This is a genomic window from Actinomadura keratinilytica (genome assembly GCF_039539665.1).
Taxonomy (GTDB): Bacteria; Actinomycetota; Actinomycetes; order Streptosporangiales; family Streptosporangiaceae; genus Spirillospora; species Spirillospora keratinilytica.
In genome coordinates, this window is the sequence record NZ_BAABDO010000010.1 from 37212 (window position 1) to 60529 (window position 23318).

15 protein-coding genes and 1 tRNA gene are annotated in these 23318 nt (G+C 72.1%); 3 read left to right on the forward strand and 13 right to left on the reverse strand.

What is annotated here, in order from left to right:
- Window positions 1-18: 18 nt before the first annotated feature.
- The 3 genes from tilS to dacB form a co-directional block, all read right to left on the reverse strand.
- A complete protein-coding gene (tilS, locus tag ABD879_RS05640; RefSeq protein WP_345018096.1) occupies window positions 19-1038 on the reverse strand; it encodes a tRNA lysidine(34) synthetase TilS in 1020 nt (339 codons plus the stop codon).
- A gap of 52 nt (window positions 1039-1090) precedes the next feature.
- Window positions 1091-2233, reverse strand: a complete 1143-nt coding sequence (locus ABD879_RS05645) for a zinc-dependent metalloprotease (RefSeq protein WP_345018097.1) — start codon at window positions 2231-2233, stop codon at window positions 1091-1093.
- A 207-nt stretch (window positions 2234-2440) separates the two neighbouring features.
- Window positions 2441-3679, reverse strand: a complete 1239-nt coding sequence (gene dacB, locus ABD879_RS05650) for a D-alanyl-D-alanine carboxypeptidase/D-alanyl-D-alanine endopeptidase (protein WP_345018098.1) — start codon at window positions 3677-3679, stop codon at window positions 2441-2443.
- Between the two features lie 285 nt (window positions 3680-3964).
- Here dacB and ABD879_RS05655 point away from each other — a divergent pair, with 285 nt between their 5' ends.
- Window positions 3965-4480, forward strand: coding sequence for an inorganic diphosphatase (locus ABD879_RS05655; protein ID WP_345018100.1), 516 nt, complete (start codon window positions 3965-3967; stop codon window positions 4478-4480).
- A 144-nt stretch (window positions 4481-4624) separates the two neighbouring features.
- Here the strand turns inward: ABD879_RS05655 and ABD879_RS05660 are convergent, their stop codons facing one another.
- Window positions 4625-5725 carry a C40 family peptidase gene (locus ABD879_RS05660; protein WP_345018102.1) on the reverse strand — a complete coding sequence of 367 codons (1101 nt, stop codon included), beginning with the start codon at window positions 5723-5725 and terminating at the stop codon, window positions 4625-4627.
- A 353-nt stretch (window positions 5726-6078) separates the two neighbouring features.
- Window positions 6079-7734 carry an RNA polymerase sigma factor gene (locus ABD879_RS05665; RefSeq protein WP_345018104.1) on the reverse strand — a complete coding sequence of 552 codons (1656 nt, stop codon included), beginning with the start codon at window positions 7732-7734 and terminating at the stop codon, window positions 6079-6081.
- Window positions 7735-8170: 436 nt separating this feature from the next.
- On the opposite strand from ABD879_RS05665, the gene ABD879_RS05670 reads away from it, so the two are divergent.
- Window positions 8171-9136, forward strand: coding sequence for a MerR family transcriptional regulator (locus ABD879_RS05670; RefSeq protein WP_345018105.1), 966 nt, complete (start codon window positions 8171-8173; stop codon window positions 9134-9136).
- On the forward strand, window positions 9133-11523 hold the full coding sequence (locus tag ABD879_RS05675; RefSeq protein WP_345018106.1) for a VIT domain-containing protein: 2391 nt from the start codon (window positions 9133-9135) through the stop codon (window positions 11521-11523). The genes ABD879_RS05670 and ABD879_RS05675 overlap by 4 nt, the downstream gene beginning before the upstream one ends.
- 408 nt (window positions 11524-11931) lie before the next feature.
- Here the strand turns inward: ABD879_RS05675 and ABD879_RS05680 are convergent, their stop codons facing one another.
- From ABD879_RS05680 to ABD879_RS05715, 8 genes are all read right to left on the reverse strand, one after another.
- The gene (locus ABD879_RS05680; protein ID WP_345018107.1) at window positions 11932-12483 is read right to left on the reverse strand and encodes a TetR/AcrR family transcriptional regulator; all 552 of its coding nucleotides are present in this window, start codon (window positions 12481-12483) and stop codon (window positions 11932-11934) included.
- 49 nt (window positions 12484-12532) lie between these two features.
- Window positions 12533-13414 (reverse strand): SDR family NAD(P)-dependent oxidoreductase, encoded by an 882-nt coding sequence (locus ABD879_RS05685; protein ID WP_345018108.1) that lies wholly within the window; start codon window positions 13412-13414, stop codon window positions 12533-12535.
- A 50-nt stretch (window positions 13415-13464) separates the two neighbouring features.
- Window positions 13465-15654, reverse strand: coding sequence for an MMPL family transporter (locus tag ABD879_RS05690; protein ID WP_345018110.1), 2190 nt, complete (start codon window positions 15652-15654; stop codon window positions 13465-13467).
- A gap of 2167 nt (window positions 15655-17821) precedes the next feature.
- Window positions 17822-19963: a tetratricopeptide repeat protein gene (locus ABD879_RS05695; protein WP_345018112.1), complete on the reverse strand. Its 2142-nt coding sequence runs from the start codon at window positions 19961-19963 to the stop codon at window positions 17822-17824.
- A gap of 7 nt (window positions 19964-19970) precedes the next feature.
- Entirely contained in the window at window positions 19971-20438 is a 468-nt protein-coding gene (locus ABD879_RS05700) for a hypothetical protein (protein ID WP_345018114.1), read from the reverse strand.
- Between the two features lie 350 nt (window positions 20439-20788).
- Window positions 20789-20861, reverse strand: a tRNA-Thr gene (locus tag ABD879_RS05705).
- A 50-nt stretch (window positions 20862-20911) separates the two neighbouring features.
- The gene (locus tag ABD879_RS05710; RefSeq protein WP_345018116.1) at window positions 20912-22417 is read right to left on the reverse strand and encodes an alpha/beta hydrolase; all 1506 of its coding nucleotides are present in this window, start codon (window positions 22415-22417) and stop codon (window positions 20912-20914) included.
- 152 nt (window positions 22418-22569) lie between these two features.
- Window positions 22570-23262 carry a TetR/AcrR family transcriptional regulator C-terminal domain-containing protein gene (locus ABD879_RS05715; protein WP_345018118.1) on the reverse strand — a complete coding sequence of 231 codons (693 nt, stop codon included), beginning with the start codon at window positions 23260-23262 and terminating at the stop codon, window positions 22570-22572.
- Window positions 23263-23318: the final 56 nt, after the last annotated feature.

Genomic DNA, 23318 nt, shown 5'->3' on the forward strand with positions numbered 1-23318 from the left:
CCTCCGGGAAACGCATAGTCACTCGGGCCGGCCCGGGCCGAACAGCAGCCTTCCCTCTCGCCGGTACGCACGCACGCCCCCGGGCAGATCGACGTGCCGCTGTCCATGCCAGGCGGTGACCAGCCGGTCCACGTGTTCCACGTGGACGGCCGCGAGCGTACCGGGTGGACTGCCCGCGGCTATCGCCGCCTTCCTCAGCACCCGTGTGCGCACGGCCTTGGCGAGCCCCGCCAGAACGTCCAGGGTCAACGCCACGGAATACGGCTCCGGCGCGGCGGTTTCGCACTCGGCGTAAGCGCGGTCGGCGATGCCGTCCAGGGCGTCGGCGTCGTCGCGCAGCATGCGCGCGGTACGGGCCAGCGCCTCGGTGATTCCGGGGCCGAGCGCCTTCTCCAGGACGGGCAACGCCTCGTGGCGCACGCGCACACGCGTGTAGGCGGGATCGTCGTTGTGAGGGTCGTCCCAAGGCTCCAGGCCCATGGCCAGGCACGCCCGTCGCGTGGTGGCCCTGTCGATGTCCAGAAGCGGCCGCACATAGCGGATCTCCTGCGCCTCACGGGTGCGGACGAACGAGGCGGGCATGCCCGCGAGCGAACGGGCTCCCGAGCCTCGGGCGAGCCCCATGAGGACGGTCTCTGCCTGATCGTCCCTGGTGTGCCCCAACAGCACGGCGGCCGCCGCCAGATCGGCGGCGGTCTCGTCGAGGGCGGAGTAGCGGGCGTCCCGGGCGGCGTTCTCCGGCCCCCCTCGGTTCCCCACCGTGACGGCGACCGCCCCCGCCGGGTCGAGCCCGAGGTCCGCCATCGCCCTGACGACCTTCTCCGCGCGCGCGGCCGAGCCCTCCTGCAGGCCGTGGTCGATCGTGACGCCCCCCGCCGGACGTCCCGCCCGGGGGGCCTCGAACGCCAGCGCCGCCGCCAGCGCGAGCGAGTCGGCGCCGCCGCTGCATGCGACGAGCACCATGCGGTGGGGCGGCAGCGCGTCGAGGGCGCGCCGCACCGCCACACGGACCGCCGCAACGGCCGGGTCAGGCCCCATCGCCCCTACCGCCCGCGGGTGGCGCGCCCGGGGCCGCACGAGACGGCCGCGCTCACGCCCCGTCGGCCTCGGGGGTCTGCGCATCGGGAGTCGTCGCCTCGATGGCTCGGGGGCCCAGCACCCGGTCCATCCACAGTGCCGGCTCCTTGATCTCCTCGTGGGTGGGCAGCGTCTCGGCCGATTCCCACACCCGGTTGAAGCCGTCCATGCCGACCTCGGCCACCACCCGGTGGACGAACCTCGACCCTTCGGCGTACTGCCGCATCTTCAGGTCGATGCCGAGCAGCCGCCGGATGGTCTTGTCCATGCGGGTGCCGCCCTCGCGGCGCCGCTGGAACTTGGCGCGGATCTGCTGCACGGACGGCACCACCTCGGGGCCGACCGCGTCCATGACGTAGTCTCCGTGCCCCTCGACCAGCGTCATCACGGCGGTGAGCCGGTCGAGGATCTCCCGCTGCTCGGGGCTCTGGATCGCGTCGATCAGGCTGGAGTCACCGCCGCGCACGGCGTCGGCGATCGCGTCGACCGCGTCCCTCAGCCGGTCCAGCAGCGCCCCGGGGTCGAGGTCGGAGGCGAGCAGGAACTTGGTCATCTGGTCCTGGACGTACTCGCGCAGCCACGAGACCCCGGTGAACTGGGCGCGGTGCGTCTCCTCGTGCAGGCACACCCACAGGCGGAAGTCCCGCGCGTCCACGCCGAGCTCCTGCTCCACCTGGACGATGTTGGGGGCGACGAGGGTGAGCCTCCCGGTGGGCGCGCGGCCGGACGGGTCCGGAGGCAGGAACAGCTCGTACTGGCCCAACACCCGGCTCGCCATGTACGCGAGGATCGCGCCCACCTGCATGCCGGTCACGCGGGAGCCCACGGCCTGCACCACGACGCCCGCGCTCCCGCTGCCGAGCAGCCCCGTCCCGCGGCGCTCGGCCATCTGCTCCATGAGGGGTTCGAGCACGACCCGGAAGCCGTCCACGTTCGCCCGGATCCAGCCGGGCCTGTCCACGATCGTCGCCGGGGCGGGCGCGGCCTCCGCCCGCATGCCGGTGAACTCGCCGACGTGCCCGTGCGCGACGCGGGACAGCTCGCGCAGCTCCGCCACCACCTCGCGCGCCTCGGCCTGCCCGACCTGCGGCCCCGGCCGGACGAGCCGCGTGCCGGTCTGCACCGCGACGTTCCAATCGATCATTGAGGCGCTCATGTACTCCACCGTACGTTTCGACCCCGGCGCCTGAGCGCCCCTGCAGATCGTTCAACGAACAACCGATTCCGTTATCTCCCGTACGACCACATCCATACCCTCGAAGAACCACGTACTCCACCCCCGATCGCCTCCAAGGGCGGGCATACGCGGGCGGCCGTGCGCCGGTGACGGCCCCAAGCGCGCGGGCGCGACCCCGGACACGGCTCAGGTGCAGGCGCATGAGGCGACGACGGCGGCGAGGGCGTCCAGACGGGAGGGATCGACCGAGCCCGTCCCGTCCCCCGCCATGAACGCGAACGCCAGCAGGCGACCGTCGGCGTCGTAGGCGTATCCGGCCAGGGTGCTGACGCCCGCGAGAGTCCCCGTCTTGGCCCTGACCAGGCCCGCGCCCGCCGCGCTGGAGGGCGTCATGTAGCGGGGCGGGGCCAGGGTGCCGGAGAAGCCCGCCACCGGCATGCCGGTGATCGCCGCACGCAGCTGAGGATGGTCGTCCGATGCGGCGAGGGCGACCAGCCGCGCCAGCGCGATCGGCGTGATCCGGTTGTCGATGGACAGTCCGCTGCCGTCGTTGACCTTCACCCCGGCGGAGACGCCGAGTTCGCCGAGAACCTCCACGACGGCCTGGGCGCCCCCGGCGAAGGAGGGGGGATAGCCCCTGTTCATCGCCACCTGACGGGCCACCGCCTCGGCGACGTCGTTGTCGCTCTCGGTCATCAGATGCTCCACCAGCGCCGACAACGGCGGGGACTGCACGGCGCCGAGCTGGTCGGCGCCCTCGGGCGCCCTGGCGGGGCGCCCCCGGGTGGCGGCGACGCCGTAACGGGTGAGCATCCGGGCGAACGCGGCGGCGGCTGCGGCGGGCGGGTCGCCCACACGGGTCTTGCTGTGCGTGCCGGGGGCGGCCCTGCCCGCGTCCACGGTGAGTGCGCTCACGGGGGCGATCTCGCCGTCCGGCAGGTAGTTGGGCTTCCATCCCGCGGCGGTGCGCGGGCCCTGGTAGGCGGTCGCGTCGTAGTCCACGCGCACACGGCGCGTGCCGGACGCCTTGAGGGCCGTGGCCGTCTGCCGTGCGAGATCGGCCAGCGACGCGAATGCCGGGCGCCCCCGCCCGGCGGGCGCGGGAAGCGCGGTCAATGTAGGATCCCCGCCGCCGACCAGCACGACCCCGCCGCCGCCTCGTACGACCTTGGTGGCGATGCGGTGCTCAGGCCCGAGCGCGGCCAGCGCCGCGACGGACGTGGCCAGTTTGGTGGTGGACGCGGGCGTGGCGGGTCGGTCGCCGTTCCGGGCGAACAGCTGCCGGCCGGTACGGGCGTCGATCACGGCCGCGTTGGTGGGCGTCGGCGAGCCGTCGAGCAGCCCGGCGAGCCGCCGTCCCAGCACGGAGGCGTCCGCCACGCCGACGGCGGCCCCGGCCGGACGGGCGGTGGCGGACGTGCGCACCGGTTCGCGTTCGGCAACACCAGGTGGCTGGGCGGACAAGCGCCGGTCGGGTGTGAGTTTGGCCACTGCCATGCCCGCGCCCGCCGTCGAGACGTGTAGGAGGGAAAGTGTGACCATGACCAGGGCGCGCGTGCGTTTGGGCACGTGACCGCCCCCTCTCCCCCTCAGCACCCACCAACGTGCGACATCCTTGTATAAGGGAACACCATCCCGTGCGGGCCGCCCTCGCCCGCCCGGGCTCCCGAAAGACTATTGACTGCGACGGCGCAGGGAGCGGAGGACATCGTGGATTTCGACGTCACCATTGAGATCCCGAAGGGTCAGCGGAACAAGTACGAGGTGGACCACGAGACCGGTCGCATCCGCCTGGACCGGATGCTGTTCACCTCGACGCAGTATCCGGCCGACTACGGGTTCATCGAGGACACCCTGGGCGAGGACGGCGACCCGCTGGACGCCCTGGTGCTGCTGCAGGAGCCGACGTTCCCCGGCTGCCTGATCCGCTGCCGCGCCGTCGGAATGTTCCGCATGACGGACGAGGCGGGGGGCGACGACAAGGTCCTGTGCGTCCCGGCCACCGACCCGCGCATGGAGCACCTGCGCGACATCCACCACGTGCCGGAGTTCGACCGCCTGGAGATCCAGCACTTCTTCGAGGTCTACAAGGACCTGGAGCCCGGCAAGTCCGTCGAGGGCGCCAGCTGGGTGGGCCGCGTCGAGGCCGAGGCCGAGATCGAACGCTCCCTCAAGCGCGCCGCCGCCCTGGGCGACCACAAGGGCGGCCACAAGGGCGGCCACTGACCGCCGCGCCCGGTCGCTGACCCGAGTCGTTGCCGGCTGGGCGGGGCAGGCCGGGTGGCGCCGATCCGCTCCCGCCGCCTTCCGGCCGCGACCACGCCGTCGCCCCGCCCCCGCCGCCGTCGCCGGGGGTCGCGGGCGCCTGCCTCATCCGCCTGGACGGGTGGCGCCGATGAGCCCTGGACGCCAGATGCTGGAGATGCGCACCCTGCCCCCCGTATAGGGGGCCTCCACCATGCGGCCCTTGCCGATGTACACCCCGACGTGGTGGATGGTGTCGGGGTCGGCGGTGTCGTACGCGTAGAACACCAGGTCGCCGGGGCGCAACCGGTTCAGGGGGATGTGCGGCCCCGAGGTCCACTGCGTGCCGGTCCAGTGGTCGAGCTGCACGCCCGCTTTGGCCCAGGCGTACATCGCCAGCCCCGAGCAGTCGAATCCGTGGATACGGGAGCCGTGCGCGATGCCGTAGCTGGGCCCGTGGACGGTGCCGCCGCCCCACGAGTACGGCGTGCCCAGCCAGCGGAGCGCGGCCCGGACCACGACCGACGCCCGTGCGCGGCTCCCGTGTAGACGGGCTCCCGTGGCGTCGGTATCAGCCAGCGCCTGGCGACGGCGGCGAGCCAGTTCGTCTGCGCGTTCCCGGGCGATGCCGAGTTCGCGTTCCAGACGCCGTTTCTCCGCGCCGAGCTCCCGGACGGCCTCCTGCTGCCGCTGCACGGCCTGTTCGGCGGTGTGGCGGGCCTGCATCGCCCGCTGGGTCGCCGCATTCTGCTCGGCCAGCGCCGACCGGGCCTGGGCGCGGAACACTCCGGCGACGTTGCGGGCGGCCTCCAACGCCTGGAGGAGCCCTGTACGGCGGCGCGCGAGCACTTCCAGGAGGCCGGCGCGGTCCATGAAGCCCTGCGGCCCGCCGCCCCCGGCGACGACCGACGGCCAGGCGTTGTACCCGGTGTTGGCCTGGTACGCCTTGGCGGCGAACGCGGCCAGCTCCGAACGGGCCTGCGCGTGCCTGCGTTCGGCCTCGTCCAGGCGCGCCAGGGCGTCCCGGTATGCCGCGACCGCCCTGGCCAGTTTGACCTGCTCTCCGTTGTAGCGCTCCACGGCGAGCGCGGCTGCGGCGGCGAGCCGGTCGAGTTCTCCCGTGGCCTGCGCATACCGCACCTTGGCCCGGGCCACCTCGTCGGCGCGTTCTTCCGCACGACGCCTGGCCCGGTCCACGTCGCGGGCGTCCGGCACCGGATCGGCCATCGCCGACCCTGGCGTGGCCACGGCCGCCCCCGCAGCGACCTCGCCCCCGGGAACGGGCGGTAGGCCCGTCACCGCGAGGACGGTGATGCCGCCCAAGGACATCAGGCGCATGGCCGCACTCCACCGGCGCGCTGACAGCCGCCGCCCTGTGCGCGTTCGCAGAAACACGGTCCCCCCCCACCGTGATCATCGACGCGAGGACGTTCCCCACGACCCCGAAGGTGCGGGTCGGTCACTCAGACCACAGAGATCACTACCCTAAGCGATCACTGCGCACACGCTGTGACCTTTCGCCCCGCGTCGCACCGCCGGGCACGAATTCCGGCCGAACGCGCGCAGCACTGGCCGGTCTCTCAGGTGCCGGAGCCCTGCGGTAGCGGTGTTCCTTCGGGTGGCGGCGGCGAGTCGGGCTCACGGGACGAGGGGGAGGGCGGTGTGCTCGTCTCCGAGGGCGGCGGGTCCGGCGGAGTCCGATCCGCAGGGGGCGGCGCGGAAGGAGGCGGCTGCGGCGTCGACATCGTGGGCTCGGCGCCGCCGGGCCTCGGGCGAGCCGTCGGATCGGGCGGGGCGGGCCGGCGCCACGTGACGCGCACCCCCACTCCGCCGGGTGCGAAGACGACGCCGCCCTCCCCTGCGGAGCCGCCGGGCCTGGTGACGACCACGTCGAGCGTGACGGTGCGGCCTGCCGCGATGCGTCCGGAGGTCCGGCCGAGCCGTATGGGGCCCCACGGCTTCGCACGCCAGTTCACCGAACCGCCCTCGGCGGTTAGATGCAGTGTGCCGCGTGTAGCCCCTGCCAGGTCGAGGTAGAGAGGCGCCACCGTCAGGCCGGCGGGTCGGCTACGGGGGTCCTCGTAGTCCACGAGGCGCACCCCCGGCATGTCCAACAATGCGGTGGGCGGGGCGGAGGAGACACGTGCACCAAGCGGGAAGGTCGCCGACACGGGTGCGCTCCCGACGTCCGCCCTCGGCGACCGCCCGCTGCGCGTAGGCGACGGCGATGCGGACGGCACCGACGGACGCGGAGAGCCCTCGGACGCCGCCGTCCCCGTACCGTCCTCTGCTGCGGTCAGCCGGTGGAAAGCGAGCCCACCGCCTCCCAGCAGCACCGCGACCACCGCCACGGCCGCCACCGCGCGCCCCGCCGCCGGACGTCGCCCCACGTGCGGAAGCGCCCTTCGGGGCGAAGAGGCGAAATGGCGCGACTGCTTGGGAAAGCCCGCCGGGCCGAACGCACCCACGCGCGTCGCGACGAACAACCGGTAGCCCACCAGCTCGGGGTCGTGGAAGCAGGCCGTCACCCGTGCCCGTAGGGACGCGGGCGGGTGGATTCTTGGCAGCAGCCCGAACACCTTCACCGCCGACACCGTGCGGGGCCCGAGGGCCTGACACGCGTCGCACTCGCGGGCGTGCCGCAGGAGCCGCTCGTTGAGATCCCCCGTGAAGGGTCCACGTCGCTGCCGCAGCAACGCCCCGCGCTCTGCGCAGCCATACGGGCCCTTGTGGGCGAGGATTTCGGCGGTCACAGCCGCCTCCAACTCGGCGTGTGCGCGTTGGAGACGGCTCTCCGCCTCCTTTGCGGGGAGCCCGACCACCGCCGCCAGGTCGGGCACCGGCAATTGGTGCCGTACCCGCAGGTCGAGCAACTCCCGGCTGAGCGGCTCCAGCGCCTGGACGGCCTGCCACGCCATCACACGCTGGTCGACGTCGTCCTGGTCGTGGCTGGCGACGGGCAGGTCGGGCGGCTGGTCGCGGCCGGGCAAACGGCGCGCGCACTCCAACCGGGCGATGGCGTAGAGCCAGCCGCGGAACCGATCGGCGTCGCGCAGCCGCCCGATGTGCGCCTCGGCCACGATGAACGAGTCCCGCAACGCCGCCTGCGCGGCGTCCCGGTCGCGCAGGCGGGACCAGCAGTATTCGTAGAGGCGTCCGGCGTAGGCGTCGTACACCGCCGCCGGTGCGGCCGGGTCCCGTTCACGCAGGGCCTCGACCAATAGACGGTCGTCCATACCCTGCAAGGTAAGTGTTACGCACCCCCTCCACCCCCGATTCCACAAGATCGGAATACCTGGATCTCAAACCGCAGCCGATTTCCACCATCAAGCCATTACTAGGGCGCAATGTCAGCTTCGATCACGTTCGCCCCAACCACTACCACCTGCCAGGTGCAACAGGACGCAACACCTTAAACACGCAAAGCAATGACAACACGGAGACTCACTCCCCCACATCAACAATCAACTGCAAATTACATGAACCGCCCCGCAGAGTCCTGACGAACAACACAGCAGACACGGAATCAAAACCGGCGTATTCCGTCACATGACAACAATTCCGAGCAGCAGCGAGCCACGCACGCTTCGCAAGCGCCCGCGCCCCAACCCGCCCATGATCCACACCGATCCGACATTGACAGTGTCATGATGACAGTGTCACCATCGGTTCATGGCAGGCACCTGGACGATCAGCGAACTGGCCGAGCGGGCCGTCGCCGCACTGTCGGCGGGCGATCCGCTGCAGGTCAGCGGCCGGGTGCGCGACCTGCCCAACGAACGGCTGATCCGCTGGTACACCACGATCGGGCTCGTCGATCCACCACTCGGACGCCGCGGCCGCACCGCCCTGTACGGCCCGCGGCACCTGCTGCAGATCGTGGCCGTCAAGCGGCGTCAGGCCGCCGGCCGCACCATCGCCGAGATCCAGCTCGAACTGGCGGGCGCCACCGACGACACCCTGCGCGAGATCGCCCAACTCCCCGACGCCCCGACCGGCAGCGAGACGGCGGAGGCGGCGCACCCGCGAAGCCGCTTCTGGGCCACCCGCCCGGCCGCCCCCGGAACCCCCGCGGACGTGTCCTGGAGAGCCGACATCCGCCACACCCCGGAGGCGGGCACCCAGCCCTCCCCACCGAGCCCGCCGCCCGCCGCCGCGACCGGCCGCCGCACCCACGTCGCCACATCCGCGGCAACCGGCGACGACCGCGACGACGCGCCTCCAGGCACAGGCGCGCCACCCCACCCCAACATCACCCGGCCGCGGAGGCGCGCCGCGCCTGCCGGAGCATCGGGCGCATCACAGCCCGCCGCCTCATCCCTCGATGTGCCCACCCTCGTCCCGGCAGGGCACGGCTCCCCCCAAGACCGCCCCGCCGCGGCCGCATCGGAGCCGAGCGGGAACGCATCACCCTTGAGCGACACTTCCCCAAGCCCAGGCGGGCACGAACACGCCTCACTCGTCCAGGGCGTGCGCCTGGCCCCCGGCCTCACCGTGTTGCTCGACGCGCCGACGCTCAGCCGGGACGATCTCGCCGCGATCGCGGACGCCGCCCGTCCACTGCTCGACGAGCTGCGGCGCCGCGGGCTGCTCGCCCCCTTGGACACGCATACCGACCCCTCCGGGAGGCCACAGTGACCGTGCATATCAGTCCCCTGCCCGACTCCGCGACGCCACCGGATCCCGAGGGCGGGCTCGGCGCGCTGGCCACCGACCGGGGGAACCTGCCGCTCGACTCCGTCGACATCAAGGCGTCGATCACCGGACTGGCCGCGGGGATCGAGCTGACGCAGGGGTTCCGCAACCCGTTCGACGTGCCGCTGGAGGCCACCTACATCTTCCCGCTGCCGGACCGCGCCGCGGTCACCGCGCTGCGTATGGAGGCCGCCGACCGGGTCGTCGAAGGAGTGCTCAAGGAGCGGGAGCAGGCGCGCCGCGACTACGACGCCGCCATCGCCGCGGGCCGGCGGGCCGCCATCGCCGAGGAGGACCGCCCCGACGTGTTCACCATGCGGGTGGGCAACATCCTGCCCGGCGAGCACGTCACCATCCGGCTGACCTTGAACCAGCCGCTCCCCTACGAGGACGACCAGGCGACCTTCCGCTTCCCGCTCGTCGTCGCCCCCCGCTACATCCCCGGCACGCCGCTGGACGAGCCCCCGGCCGGGGACGGTGTGGCATCCGACACCGACGCGGTCCCCGACGCGTCCCGGATCAGCCCTCCGGTGCTGCTTCCCGGCTTCCCCAACCCGGTACGCCTGTCGATCAGCGTGGACGTGGATCCGGCCGGCCTGCCGCTCACCGAGATCCGGTCCGCCCTGCACGTGGTCGCCGAGGAGAGCGAAGGCGGGCGCACCGCCATCCGGCTCCGTCCCGGCGAACGGCTCGACCGCGACTTCCTCCTGCGCCTGTCCTACACGCCGCAGGAGACCGCCTCGCTGACGCTGGTCCCGGACGACGACTCCGACGAGGGGACGTTCACGCTGACCGTCCTGTCGACCGGACGGCACCGCCCCCGGCCGCGCGACGTCGTGCTCGTCCTGGACCGATCCGGCAGCATGCACGGCTGGAAGATGGTCGCGGCCAGGCGCGCGGCCGCCCGGATCGTCGACACCCTCCGCAGCGCCGACAACTTCGCCGTGCTGGCGTTCGACAACGTGGTGGAACATCCCCCGAATCTGGGCCCAGGTCTGCTGCCGGGCACCGACCGCAACCGGTTCCGGGCGGTCGAGTTCCTCGCCGGGCTCGAGGCACGCGGCGGCACCGAGGTGATCGGCCCGCTCACGAACGCGTGCGACCTGCTGCGCGACTCCGAATCCGACCGGGTGCTGATTCTGATCACCGACGGCCAGATCGCCAACGAGGACCAGATCCTCGCCCACCTGGGGCCCCGGCTGCGCGGCATCCGGGTGCACACCGTCGGCATCGACCAGGCCGTCAACGCGGGCTTCCTGCAACGGCTCGCGCACGCCGGCCAGGGGCATTGCGAGCTGGTCGAGTCGGAGCGCCGGCTGGACGAGGCGATGGAGCACATCCACCACCGCGTCGGCGCCCCGCTGGTGACGGATCTGCGTCTGGTCCCCGACGGCCTGAGCGTCATCCCCGACACCGTGACCCCGAGCCGTCTCGGCGCCCTGTACCCGGGCGTACCGCTGGTGATCTCGGGCCGGTTCCAGGGCCCGCCCCGAGGCAGCCTGACCGTGCACGGCGTGACGCCCGAGGGCGCGGCGTGGCAGCAGCGTTCCACCGGCGCCGTCTCAACGGACAGCGCCGTCGCCTCCCTCTGGGCCCGCGCCCACCTGCGGGACCTCGAAGACCGCTACCTCGTCTCCGGCACCGCCGACATCGAACGCCAGATCGTGGACACCTCCCTCCGCTTCGGCGTCCTGTGCCGCTTCACCGCGTTCGTCGCGGTGGACGGCCGAGTCGTGGCCGAAGGAGGAGCCCCCCACCAGGTGGTCCAGCCGGTCGAACTCCCGGCAGGCTGGTCCGCCCCCGCCGCCCCGATGGCCGCGTACGGCGCCGCGATGCCGGCCGGGGCCCCCCTCCCACCCGCCGGCGCCCCGCCGGCCGCACCCGCTGGCGCTCCACCCGCCGCATACGGCGGCCCTCCTCCCGTAGCGCCGGGCAGCGCCTACCTGCCCGCCAAGACACGATCGAGGCGCGCCAAGCCCGCTCCCAACCCCGTCCCGCGCCGACGCGCCGCCCGCACCAACACGCCCGAGCTCGACGAGACACGCGAGCGGCTGGCGGACTACCTGCGGCGGCTGACCTCGGCCCCCAACGCCGACCAGGCCCTCCTGGCCGACCTGCTGACCTTCTTGGAGACAGCCGTCCCGCGCCTCGCAGCCGCCGGCACCGACGTCGGCGCCCTGTCGGCATTGCTCACCGACCTGCAGGCCGTCCGCACCCCGCTCGACGCCTCCGGCCTCCAACGACTCTGGAGCCGAACCATCACCGCCCTGACCGACTTCACCGCCCAGAAGCCCCGCTCCAAGCGCCCCTTCTGGAAACGCACCCCCTAGGCAGTGTCGTCAAAGTGGCTGCGGGCTGGTCGGTCGATGCGGACCATGTGGCCGCTCTTCGACAGGCGCATCCATCGGCGGCGCGGCGTCGCCGAGCGCTGGTTTCGACCGCATCGGGCGGTGACACGGGGCCGCCATCCGTGCCACTGCAGGACCGCCAGGTCCTTCCGAGGCGCCGTCACGTCGACCGCCCTGCCGATATGGCCATGACACTTTGACGACACGCCCTAGGCAGGGTCGTCAAAGTGGCTGCGGGCTGGTCGATCGATGTGAACCATGGGGCCGCTCTTCGACAGGCGCATCCACCATGATCCACCGGACACGCCCTAACACCGCCGCCCCCTGCTACAAGGCAAGCGTGCGATCTGCTGCCCCGTGGCCGGGGAAAGGCGGCGGAGGGGGCATGCTTCAGGTCTCCGGGCGGACGAGGGCGCCCTCCAGGAAGATCTTCGTGATGGCCGCACTGGCCTCTTCGACGCCGAGGCGGCCTCGGAGGACGCGGACGACCGAGCCTTCCAGCAGGCCCGTGTAGACCTCGATCAGCGTCCTGGTCGGCAGCTCCGGGCGGAACGTTCCCTCCGCGGCGCCGCGTTCGAACAGCTCGCCGACGGGTGCGGTCAAGGCGTGATCGGCCTCCCGCGCCATGTCCGGTGGCTTGTTGAAGATCACCAGACCGCGGTATTTGGCGGCGGCGCCGACCATGGCGCGGGTCAGCCTGGCGACGGCCTCGGGTACGGGGACGGCGTCCAGCCGGGCATCAGCGATGCGCTCGGCGAGCTCGGCCAGCGCCGCATCCGTCAGCGCCCGCAGCAGTGCGTCGCGGTTGGGGAAGTAGCGGTAGAGCGTCGCCCGCGCCACACCGGCGGCCGCGGCGATGTCGATCATGCTGGCCTGGTCGCCGCGCTCGGCGAGCACCCTCGCGGCGACCTCGAGCAGGCCGGCCGCGACGTGGTCGCGCATTGCAGGGTTCCTCGCCATCGGCGCATAGCGTATCGGCGGGTGGACGGGGTCACCGACCGACGTCGGCGTCGCGGACGAACTCCTCGACGAACTCGGCGGAGACGTCCCAGAGCCGTTCGGCCAGGACGGGATCGCCGGCTTGAGGGTTGGTCCTGCCGGGTTTGAAGCCATGGAAGTAGGTACCGTTCGGGGCCGGTACCTCGGGGACGGACGCGAGCCAGACCAGTGGTTTCGCGCCGTCCTCTGAGGTGAGCCGGAACCGGCCCAGCAGCGGCATTTCGAACAGGTGGCTCAACCGGGAGTCCTGGCCGAACCGGGGATAGGTCGTCTCCGGCCCGCGCGGGCCGCGGATGTCCGCGGCGGGGTGGAACGAGTAGGCCGTGACATCCGGGTAGCGGCGGACCAGTTCGCGGGTGAACATGACGTTCATCAGCTTGGTGGTGGAGTAGCAGATCCATCCGCCGCCGTAGCGGCGCCGCCGCCACTCCAGGTCGTCGAGCCTGAGGCGCCCGAACCGGTTGCCCAGGCTGGAGGTCATCACGACGCGGGCCGGGGCCGTCCGGCCGCCTTCCCGAAGGCGCGGCAGGAGCAGCATCGTGAGCAGGAACGGCGCCAGATGATTGGCCTGGAAGGTGAGTTCGTGGCCGTCCCGGGTGTCCCGGCGCTGGGAGACCAGCCCGCCGGCGTTGTTGGCCAGGACGTCGATCCGCTCGCACCGGTCCAGCAGTTCCCCGGCGAGCCGCCGGACCTGCGCCAGGTCGGCGAAGTCGGCGACGAGCGGCTCGGCTCCGATTTCGGCGGCGACCGCCGCGGTGCGCTCGGGTGAGCGTCCGACGGGAACCACGTTCGCGCCCTGCGCGGCCAGCCGCCGGGCCGCGGCGGCGCCGATGCCGGAGCTGGCGCCGGTGATCACCACGGTCTTGCCGGTCATGTCATGCTGCGTGTCAGACAAGATCTCTTTCATGCCACTCCGTCCAGGCGTTAGCGGAACGTGCGGAGGTCGCGCACGGCGGACGCGCCTCGAACAGGGGTGTCGTACGGTTGCCGCCGGTCGACCGTGCGAGCGGCCGTGAGCCGGGCGCCTTCGACGTCGATGTCGGGCAGCAGCCGGTCGAGCCACGCAGGCAGCCACCAGGCGGCGCGGCCGAGCAGGTGCAGGACGGCCGGCATGACCGTCATCCGGACGACGAAGGCGTCGAACACGGTCGCGGAGGCCAGGGCGAAACCGATCGACTTGACCAGCGGATCCGGGGAGAGCATGAAGCCGGAGAAGACGGCCACCATGATGACCGCGGCGGCCGTGATGACCCGCGCCCCGTGCCCGACGCCGGTGCGGACGGCCGTGGACGGGTCCTCGCCGTGCGCGTGCCCTTCGCGGACTCTGCTGACGAGGAACACCTGGTAGTCCATGGCCAGTCCGAACACGACACCGACCAGGAAGATCGGTATCGCGCTGAGGATCGGGCCGTGGGCGCCGAACGCGTCCCCCAGCCATCCCCACTGGAACACCGCGACCACCGCGCCGAACGTCGCCGCGATGCTGAGCAGGAACCCCAGCGCGCCCGTCAGCGGCACCAGAATCGACCGGAAGACCAGCGTGAGCAGCAGGAACGCCAGGCCGACGACGATGCCGAGATAGGGCGCGAACGCGTCTGCGAGCTTGGCGGACATGTCGATGTCGAGTGCCGTCCGACCGGTCACGGCGATATCGGCACCGGTCGCGGCCCGGAGTCGGACCGCCTTCGCGCGGATCTGCGAGACGAGCTCCTCGGTCGCCCGGCTGCTCGGGCCGGCGTCCGGGATGACCGTGAGCAGGGCGGTGTCTCCGGCCCGATTGAAGGTGGGCGGGGTGACGGCGGCGGTGTGACCGAGCCGGACCACGGCCGCGGACACCCGGCGCACCGCCTCCGCCCGGTCTCCGCTGTCGGCGACGTCCACCACCAGGATCAGCGGGCCGTTGAAGCCCTCCCCGAACCCCTCGGCGAGCAGGTCATAGGCCTTGCGCTGAGTGGTGTCGGCGGGCGCGGTCCCGTCGTCGGGCAGGCCGAGCCGCAGATCGAGCGCCGGCACCGCGACGACGAGGAGAGCGGCCGCACCGGCGACCAGCGCGAGCACCGGATGCCGGATGACACCGCCCGCCCAGCGCGTCCCCATGCCGCCGGTGTCCGGACGGCGCTTCGGCCGCACCCGCCGTCCGGCGAAGCCCAGCAGGGCCGGGATCAGTGTCAGTGCGATGAGCACGGCCACCACCACGGCGGCCGCGGCGGCCAGTCCCATCTGGGTGAGGACCGGGATGCCCACCACCGCCAGCGCGGCCAGCGCGATGACGACGGTGAGCCCGGCGAACACGACGGCCGATCCGGCGGTGGCCAGCGCCCGTCCGGCGGCCTCCGGGCCGTCGTGGCCGGACGCGCGTTCGTGGCGGTAGCGGGACACGATGAACAGCGAGTAGTCAATGGCCACCGCCAGCCCGAGCATGACCGCGAGGGTCGGGGTGGAGGCGTTGAGGTCGACGAACCCGGTGGCCGCCGTCACCCCGGTCACGCTGATGGCGATACCGAGGACCGCTGTCAGCAGCGGCAGCCCGGCGGCGACCAGCGACCCGAACGTGACGATCAGGACGATCCCCGCCACGACCAGGCCGATCGCCTCGGTCAAGCGCTGCTCCGCGGGTTCTTCGGCCGCCTCACCGCCCATCTCCACCGTCAGCCCGGCGGCTCGGGCGGGCTCCGCCGCCCGCTTCAGCGCCCGGCGATCGGCGCCGGTGAGGTCGGGGGCCGCGACCTTGTAGGTGACCTGGGTGAAGGCGATGGTGCCGCTGGGGTTCACCGTGTGCGCGGCGACGCTCGCCACCCGCGGGACACCCCGCAGATCGCGCACCACCCGCTCGATGACGGCCCGCTCGGCAGGACCGTTCAGCGTCCGCCCACCGGGCGCGGCGAACACGATGCGGGCGGTGGCACCGTCCGCGGCCGCCTCGGGGAAGCGTTCGGCAAGCCGATCCATCGCCCGCTGCGCTTCCGTGCCGGGGATCGAGAAGGTGTCGGTGGTCGTCCCCGACAGCGTCGCGGCTCCGGCACCGGTCACCCCCAGGAGGACCAGCCACAGCACGACGACCAGCCGCCGACGGCGAAACGCGAACCGACCGAGCCGGTGGAGAAGGACGGCCACGAGACGACTCCCGCTCAGTAGACACAATGACTCGTATGCGAGACAGTATGTCTCACGACGAGGCGACCGTGTCAATCGCAAGACTGAGAGAGGCCCCCCAAACGCAGCGGACATCAGCGCATCCGCGCCTCGCTCACCGGCGCATGCCCGCAGCCGGTCCCTATCCGCGCCTCCGCGTCCGGACCCGGTCCACAACTGCGGCGAGTCACCGTGCTGCCCGGCGATGACCAATGGACAGCACCCGCCGGGCTTGCCCGCACGCCGGGTGGATCTCGGTGGTCAGCCCACCGCGGGAACGTCCCAGCGCGTGATCCGCAGCGGAACGTCATCAACGGTCATCAGCTTGCGCCGCGCGATGATCCTGCATCCGCAGACATGCCGCGACGTGCTCGGACGCGGGTTCGAGGCCGACGTCCGGCATGCGGCGCCTGGGCCGTATCCCCCATGGCCGGCCCGCTCGGCGACACGCGTACCACCGAACCCGCACTCATCAAGCCGCCCCCACAAGCCGCGATCCACGCACTCCCGCACGCCATCGGACACGCGCAGAAAACACTCATCACCTCACGACGCAGCTCGAAACGCACGGCACGCAACACCCGGACCCGATCGCCCACCACCACGCCCACTCCCGGACCGACCCGCTCGGCGACACGCGCACCACCGAACCCGCATCGTCAAGCCGCCATCCAGGCGCTCCGGTACACCTTCGGACATGCGGAGAAGACGCCGACCGCACGTCCCGCGACGCGGTTCGCGACCGACGCGCCAACTGGTGTCAGAAGGACATCGCGGTGCCCCGGACGAGGCCGGGACGGCCTCGCACCCGACGGGCGCGGGTATGCGCTCGCGCCAACCGGGCCTGCCTGCGTCGCCGCAGTATCAGCGCGACGATCCCGCGACCAGATCGGCCGCCGCGAACGGCCCGGCGGCAACGGTGGCCGGCCGCCGGCGTTCTGAGTCCCGCCCTACCGGCAACGGCACCCGGTCAAGTGCGGCATCAACCGGCTCGAACGCCGTTCTGACCACCCGATGCGACAGATCATCAGCCGCGGCCGGATTCTGCGGGCACGAAGCGTTGCCGCCCGGACACATCCCGGCGGCCCCATCGAGTACGGCGGTGATGCCACTGCGCGATGCCGCATGCACCTGGCGCCGGGGTCGACGGCAGCCCGCGGCGGAGGTACACGGCGCAGAACCCGCTGTGAGAGACGAGACGGACCGGTGTTCCGATCAACGGCGTGTCATTTCGCACGGGTGCGGCACCTCAACGGGAATCATGGACCGCGGCTCCGTCCGTACGGAATGCTGGGGGCGGCAATGTCGCGGTCGGTCTTCCAGGGACGGGTCTCAGTGGAGAACAAGGACGATCTCCCGGTGTGCGGCCACTGTGCCGGATCGGGCGAAGTCACCTACGAGCGGCCGCAGAAAGAGAACGACGGTTCGATCACATGGCGCACGAGCGTGGAGAACTGCCACGTCTGCCGGGGCACTGGAAAGTGCCGATGAAAACCAAGCGCGCACGTTGTGGGAACGTGCCATGCGAGTGGTGCGACAGCGACGACCGAGCATGCCGGTTCTGCCGCGGGTCGGGGTGGTGGCGTCCGGAGCGCCCGCATCAGACGGCCGAAGGCGAGCTTTCGTGGGCGCGTGTGGACGAGCCCTGCCGCATGTGCGGCAACACCGGCAAGGAGCACAACGCCCTGAGCGCCCCTCCGACGTACTGAAGGACCCGGGGTTCTCCGGGAGGCACGGCGCATGCGAAACGCCCGCCCCGTCCGACACGCACACGGCAGCCTGTCCGCCGCCTCGCACCGGCCTGCGGCCACCATCCGCTTTGGTGCGCTAGCGCACTGTCCCTGCCTGAGGCACGCCGCACCAACTGAGCCCGAATAGCAGCAGCCCCACTACCTACGCCGAAGCGGCATCCGCCACCGCACTGGTTGGGCCGCACCCGGGAGGCGGCGCCCTCACACGCGCATTCGGTCCACCCGCCACAGGTCACCGAACACGCTTGTCCCCCAACGCGAGCCGGTTTCCCTCTGGGGGATGCGGCAACTCATGCCCGTCGGCACACCGATGATGGTGGGGCGGTTCAGGCGGGCACCGTGGGCCGTGCCCCAAGCCAACGAGAACTGCCGCTGTTGCTGTGCTTGCGTTCCGTCTCTCAGTCAGGGGCTCCGAACAGAGTTCTCAGGTGGGCAGCGTATTGCTGCAGAGCCCGCGTCGTGGGGTGCTCCATCCCGAGAGCAGCCGATGCGATCCGTTCGGCCCGCTTGACCGCGTCGAGCGATTCGGCGGCTCGGCCGAGAGCACGGCAGGTGTCGGCCAGGTTCCCCAAGATGATTGCGACGTCCGGGTGGTCGTGGCCCAATGCCGCCTCATTGATGGTCAACGCCCGCTCGAACAGCGGTAGCGCCTCCGCGGGCCGCCCCAGAGCACGGTACGTGCTGGCCAGGTTGTTCAGGCCGACGGCGACGCCGGGGTGGTCAGGCCCCAGCGCCGCCTCGGCGACGGCCAGTGCGCGCTCCTCCAACGGCAGCGCCTCTGCGGCCCGTCCCAGAGCGCGGTAAGCGCGGGCCAGGTTCCCCAAGCTGGTTGCGACGGCAAGATGGTCGGAGCCCAATGCCGCCTCATTGATGGCCAACGCCCGCTCGAACAGCGGTAGCGCCTCAGCGCTTCGCCCGAGAGTGCGGTAGGTGTCGGCCAGGTTCCCCAGGCAGATTGCGACGGTGGGGTGGTCAGGCCCCAACGCCTTTTCGGTGAGGGCCAACACCCGCTTCTCCAACGGCAGCGCCTCTGCGGCCCGTCCCAGATCGCTGTAGGTGCTGGCCAGGTTGGCCAGCGGGATGGCGACGTCCGGGTGGTCGGGGCCCAACGCCGCCTCGACGAGGGCGACCGCGGTGGTGAGCATGGTGTGGGCGCGCTGGTACTCGCCCTGCGAGATCAGGAAGATGGCGGTCTTGTTGAGGACGTCGCCGAGTCGTCGGGGCTGTCGGCCGGTCGAGTAGTGGCGGCTGACCGCCTCGACATGCGGGGTCAGGGAACGCCAGAGGGGCCAGGCGTTCACCTCGGTGATGGGGTCGCCGGGGGGCATGGCGGCATGGAGCCAGGCGAGCGCGGTTCGGCGGGCCGTGTCGGTTTGGCGGAGTTTGGACAGGACGGCGGCTTGGGTGAGGCGGTGCATCCTCACCGTCCGGTAGGTTCGGTCCACCATGCTGTGCGAGGCCAGCACCCCCAACGCCTCGTCGGCCGCTTCCACGTCCTCTTCGACGCCGCCGCCCAGCAGGGTGCGGGGGATGTCGTCGGGGGCGTAGTGGGCGAGGACCGCAGCCAGCTCCACCGCGTGCGGGGCGTCGCGGGTCAGGGTTTCCAGTGTGATGTCCCACAGGCGGGCGATCGTCGCCTGCGCCTTGTCCCCATCGGCCGCCTTGGCGTAGTAGCGGGCCGGGCGGCGCCGCAGCCGCTCCAGATAGACGGCCGGGGTGATGCCGGATTGGCGGATGTAGGCGGCGGCCTGGTCCAACGCCAGCGGCAAGAACCCCAGCTCCTCGGCGATGCCCAGCGCCGCCCGCCGGTCGGCCGACGTGGTGCGGCCGGTGACGGCGGTGATCAGCTCGACCGACGCGTCCGGGTCCAGCAGGTCCAGGCGCACGGTCGCGGTGCGGCCGGGCCAGCGCACGTCCCGACGACTGGTGATCAGCACATGCCCGCCCTCCAACCGCCCCAACAACCCAGCGACATCCGACGGGCGAGTGACGTTGTCCAGCACCAGCAGCCACCCCGGATGCGCCCGCAACCACCCGCACACCCACGCCGCGGCCTCCTCGGCCCGGGCCGCCCGCGCCGCGTCCGGGACCAGGTGCCGCGCCAACTCCGCCAGCCCCGCATCGACCTGCGCGGACGCCTCGGCGGTGATCCACCACACCAGGCGGTAGCGGTCGCGGGCGCGCTCGGCGTACTGCAACGCCAGCTCCGACTTGCCCACCCCGCCCATCCCGACGAACGCCTGCGACACCACCACCCCATCGGCGACCGCCAACGCCCGCTCCACCTGCTCCAAAGCGTCCTGGCGGCCCACGAACACCGGCGTCGCCGGACGCGGCAGCCCCACCACCCGCGCCGCCGGACGCATCTGCGCAGGATCGGGGAACGCCGCCGCCTGCACCTGGACCAGGTGGGTGTTGTCGCCGGTGACGACCGTCCCGTAATTGACGCCGATGGCCGGGGACCGCTCACCGTGAGTCTGGACGTGGGCCGCACGAGACGAGCTGACGCGCTTTCCTCCGCGGTCGGACGGGTCTGCCATCAGCGGTTCAGCGGGTGAAGGTGTTGCTGTCGCCCGTGGCGATGATGCCGTAGTTGGCGCCCGTCGCCGGCGACCGGTCCCCGTACGACGTCACCTGCGCCCCCGACCGCTGCGCCTGCGCCAGCAGCTCCGCCACCTCCCCGGCCAGTTGCGCATCGGCGGCCAGCGCCTTGCGGATCGCCTTGCGCAACGCCGCCTGATTGTCCGCATCATCCGGGTCGTCGATCACATCCGCCAGCGCCTCCGGCACCACCTCACCGTCCACCACCTCATCATCCTCGCCGCCGGCGGCCTCGTCCTCTCGGGCGCGGACACCGAAGATCCGCTGGGCCAGCCGCCGCCCCCACCCGACCGCGGCATCGGCCGTCGCCTCACTCGCCCGGTCTCCCACACGCGTCAGCACCCCAGCCCCATAAGCACCCGCAGCCGCCGTCACATACGGCGTCACCTCGGCCGCCAACCGCACCACGTCCACAGACGTCCGCCGCCCCTCCTGCATGATCGCGCCGTGTCGGATGCAGGACACTCAATGTCCCGGCGCACCTTAGACGCAGCGCCGCCATGAACGGACACACCCGCCTGAGACGTCCGCGCGGTCACAGCAGCCGCATTGATCGAGCAGGGCACGCACGCCCGCACCGTGCCGAGAATCTTGGGGTACTCCGACATCCAGGAGACGCAACGGCACACGCATGTCGCTCCGCCGATGGCGGAGGACGGGATGGCTCGGATCGGGCGGGCGCTCCGGGGTCCCGGTGGGCCGAACCGCGACCAGAACGACCAGGGCGCCCGCCCCGTGGGGACGGACGCCCTGGTCGCACGCGGAGCCGCCTGTCGGAATCGAACCGACGACCTGCTCATTACGAGTGAGCCGCTCTGCCGACTGAGCTAAGGCGGCGTGCCGTACCGGAGTCTACCGGTTTCTGGGGGCGATGCGTGCATCGGTTTTCAGCGGCAGACGGTGCCGTCCTTGGGAGGCTGCGCCGTGAGGAGGTAGCGGTCGGTCGCGGCGGTTATGCAGGCGTTGCCCTGGAGGTAGGCGGTGTGCCCGTCGCCGTCGAGGGTCAGCAGGACGCCGGAGGACAGCTCGCCCGCGAGGTTCTTCGCCCACGAGTAGGGGGTGGCGGGGTCGCGGAGGGTGCCGATCACCAGGATGGGGGCGGCGCCCTTGGCGGTCAGCGGCCGGGGCTGCTGCTTGGTCTGGGCGGGCCAGTAGACGCAGGGCAGGCCGCCCCAGACGACGAACTCGCCGAAGCGGGGGGCGGCCTTCTCGGCCTCGTCCACCGCCTTGCGGTAGGTGGCGAGGTCGGGCGGGTTGGGCTTGTCGACGCAGTTGACGGCCATGTTGGCGTCGGTCTGGTTGCTGTAGGTGCCGTTCCGCTCGCGTTCGACCATCTGGTCGGCCAGCGCGATCAGCAGGGTGCCGTCGTTCTTCCGGATCGCCTGGGTGAGGGCCTGGCGCAGGATGGGCCAGTACTCCTTGGCGTACAGCGCGGTCGCCACGCCCATGGCCGCCCAGGACTCGGTGACCGGGCGGGAGTCGCGGGTGTTGGCCAGGGGTTCGGCGTCGGCTCGTCTCTGCAGGTCGGTGAGCCGGTCCAGGGCGGCGTCGGGGTCGGTGCCGAGGGGGCAGTCGGGGCGCTCGGCGCAGTCGGCGGCGAACGCGCGCAGGGCGGTCTCGAAGCCCTTGGCCTGCTCGATGAGGGTCTCGGTGGACGAGAGCTTGGGGTCGACGGCGCCGTCCAGGACGAGGGCGCGGACCTTGCCGGGGAACTGGTCGGCGTAGGACGCGCCGAGGTAGGTGCCGTAGGAGGCGCCGTAGTAGGTGAGCTTGTCGTCGCCGACCGCGGCGCGCAGGACGTCCATGTCGCGGGCGGCGTTGGCGGTGCCGACGTACGGCAGGAGCTTGGCGGCCTTGGTGCGGCAGGTGTCGGCGAACTTGCGGCCCTCGGCCGCCAGGGCGTCGACCTCCTTCGGGTCGTCGGGGGTGGTGTCGGCGGCGTAGAAGGCGTCCAGCTGCGGGCCGGTCAGGCAGCGGAGGGGGGAGCTGGAGCCGACGCCGCGGGGGTCGAAGCCGATGATGTCGAAGCGTTTGCGCACGTCGGCGCCGAAGGTTCGGGCGGCCTGGCGGACGAACTGGACGCCCGAGCCGCCGGGGCCGCCGGGGTTGGTGAACAGCGATCCGACGCGGCGGGAGCCGTCCTCGGCGGGCAGCCGGGTGAGGGAGAGCCGCAGCCGGTCGCCGCCGGGTCTGGCGTAGTCGAGGGGGACCTCGGCGGTGGCGCACTGGAAGCCGTCGCCGCAGTCGGACCAGTTGAGCCGCTGCTTGTAGTAGGTGTCCATGCCCGCCGCGGCGCCGGCGGGCGGGCGCTGCCGGGAGGTCTGCTCGGGTTGGGAGTCGCATCCGGCGACCATGGCCAGACTGAGCACGATGGCGGTGGCGATGAGCCTCACTGGGTCCCCCGTCTCGTCGTCGCGGCCCGGCGTGCGCCACCCACGCTACGTGGTCGGGCGGCGGGCTTGGCCCAGGCGGCGCCGATCGGGGCGGCATCCGGTCCGGCGCGGTCGAGGCGGAAGCCGTCGAACCCGGGCAAGGCGCACCGCGGTCAGCCGCGGCCGAGGGAGCGTTCGATGCCGTCCAGCAGCCAGCGCAGCCCCTCCTCGAAGGACTCCTGCTGGGGAACGCCCTCGCGCATGGCGCGGCGCAGGTGCGGGAAGTCGCCCTCGTTGATCATCTGCTGGATGTAGGGCTCGGCGAGGTGGTCGGGCCGCTGGTCGCGCAGCAGCCGTTCGCGGATGACGTAGCCGGTCATGTAGTGGTCGACGGCCGTGACGATGCGGGCGGCGGTGGCGAGGTCGACGTCCAGGCCGGACAGGGCGCACAGGTTCTGCTCGCCGTGCCGCAGCCCGTTGGGCCCGACGCGGGGGTGGCGGGCCACCAGGTCGATCACCCAGGGGTGGCGCAGGATGACCTCGTGCTCGCGCCGGGCGATCAGCGTGATCGCCTCGCGCCAGTGGGACGGCAGCTCGCCCTCGATGATCATTTCCCGGTTGACCTCGTCGGACATGAGGTCGAACAGGTCCTCCTTGCGCTCGATGTGCGTGTAGAGGCTCATCGGGCGCACGCCGAGCGCGGCGGCGACGCGGCGGATGGACACCGCCTCCAGGCCCTCGGCGTCGGCGATCTCGATCGCGGCGGCCACGATCGCCTCCCGGGTCAGCCGGGGCCGGCGCCCGCCGCGCTGCCGCGCCCAGACGGGTGCGGAGGGCGAGCTGCGGTCTCTGGCGGTTCCGGGCACGCCCCGATCCTAGCGGTACGCCGTACCGGCAGACCGATACGGTGTACGGACATAAC

What these genes read in the sequence shown, in the direction of transcription:
- tilS (WP_345018096.1), bottom strand. Translation starts at nt 1,038, where the DNA reads ATGGGGCCTGACCCGGCCGTTGCGGCGGTCCGTGTGGCGGTGCGGCGC.
- ABD879_RS05680 (WP_345018107.1), bottom strand. Translation starts at nt 12,483, where the DNA reads ATGCGCGACCACGTCGCGGCCGGCCTGCTCGAGGTCGCCGCGAGGGTG.
- ABD879_RS05645 (WP_345018097.1), bottom strand. Translation starts at nt 2,233, where the DNA reads ATGAGCGCCTCAATGATCGATTGGAACGTCGCGGTGCAGACCGGCACG.
- ABD879_RS05670 (WP_345018105.1), top strand. Translation starts at nt 8,171, where the DNA reads ATGGCAGGCACCTGGACGATCAGCGAACTGGCCGAGCGGGCCGTCGCC.
- ABD879_RS05660 (WP_345018102.1), bottom strand. Translation starts at nt 5,725, where the DNA reads ATGGCCGATCCGGTGCCGGACGCCCGCGACGTGGACCGGGCCAGGCGT.
- ABD879_RS05695 (WP_345018112.1), bottom strand. Translation starts at nt 19,963, where the DNA reads ATGGCAGACCCGTCCGACCGCGGAGGAAAGCGCGTCAGCTCGTCTCGT.
- ABD879_RS05665 (WP_345018104.1), bottom strand. Translation starts at nt 7,734, where the DNA reads ATGGACGACCGTCTATTGGTCGAGGCCCTGCGTGAACGGGACCCGGCC.
- ABD879_RS05685 (WP_345018108.1), bottom strand. Translation starts at nt 13,414, where the DNA reads ATGACCGGCAAGACCGTGGTGATCACCGGCGCCAGCTCCGGCATCGGC.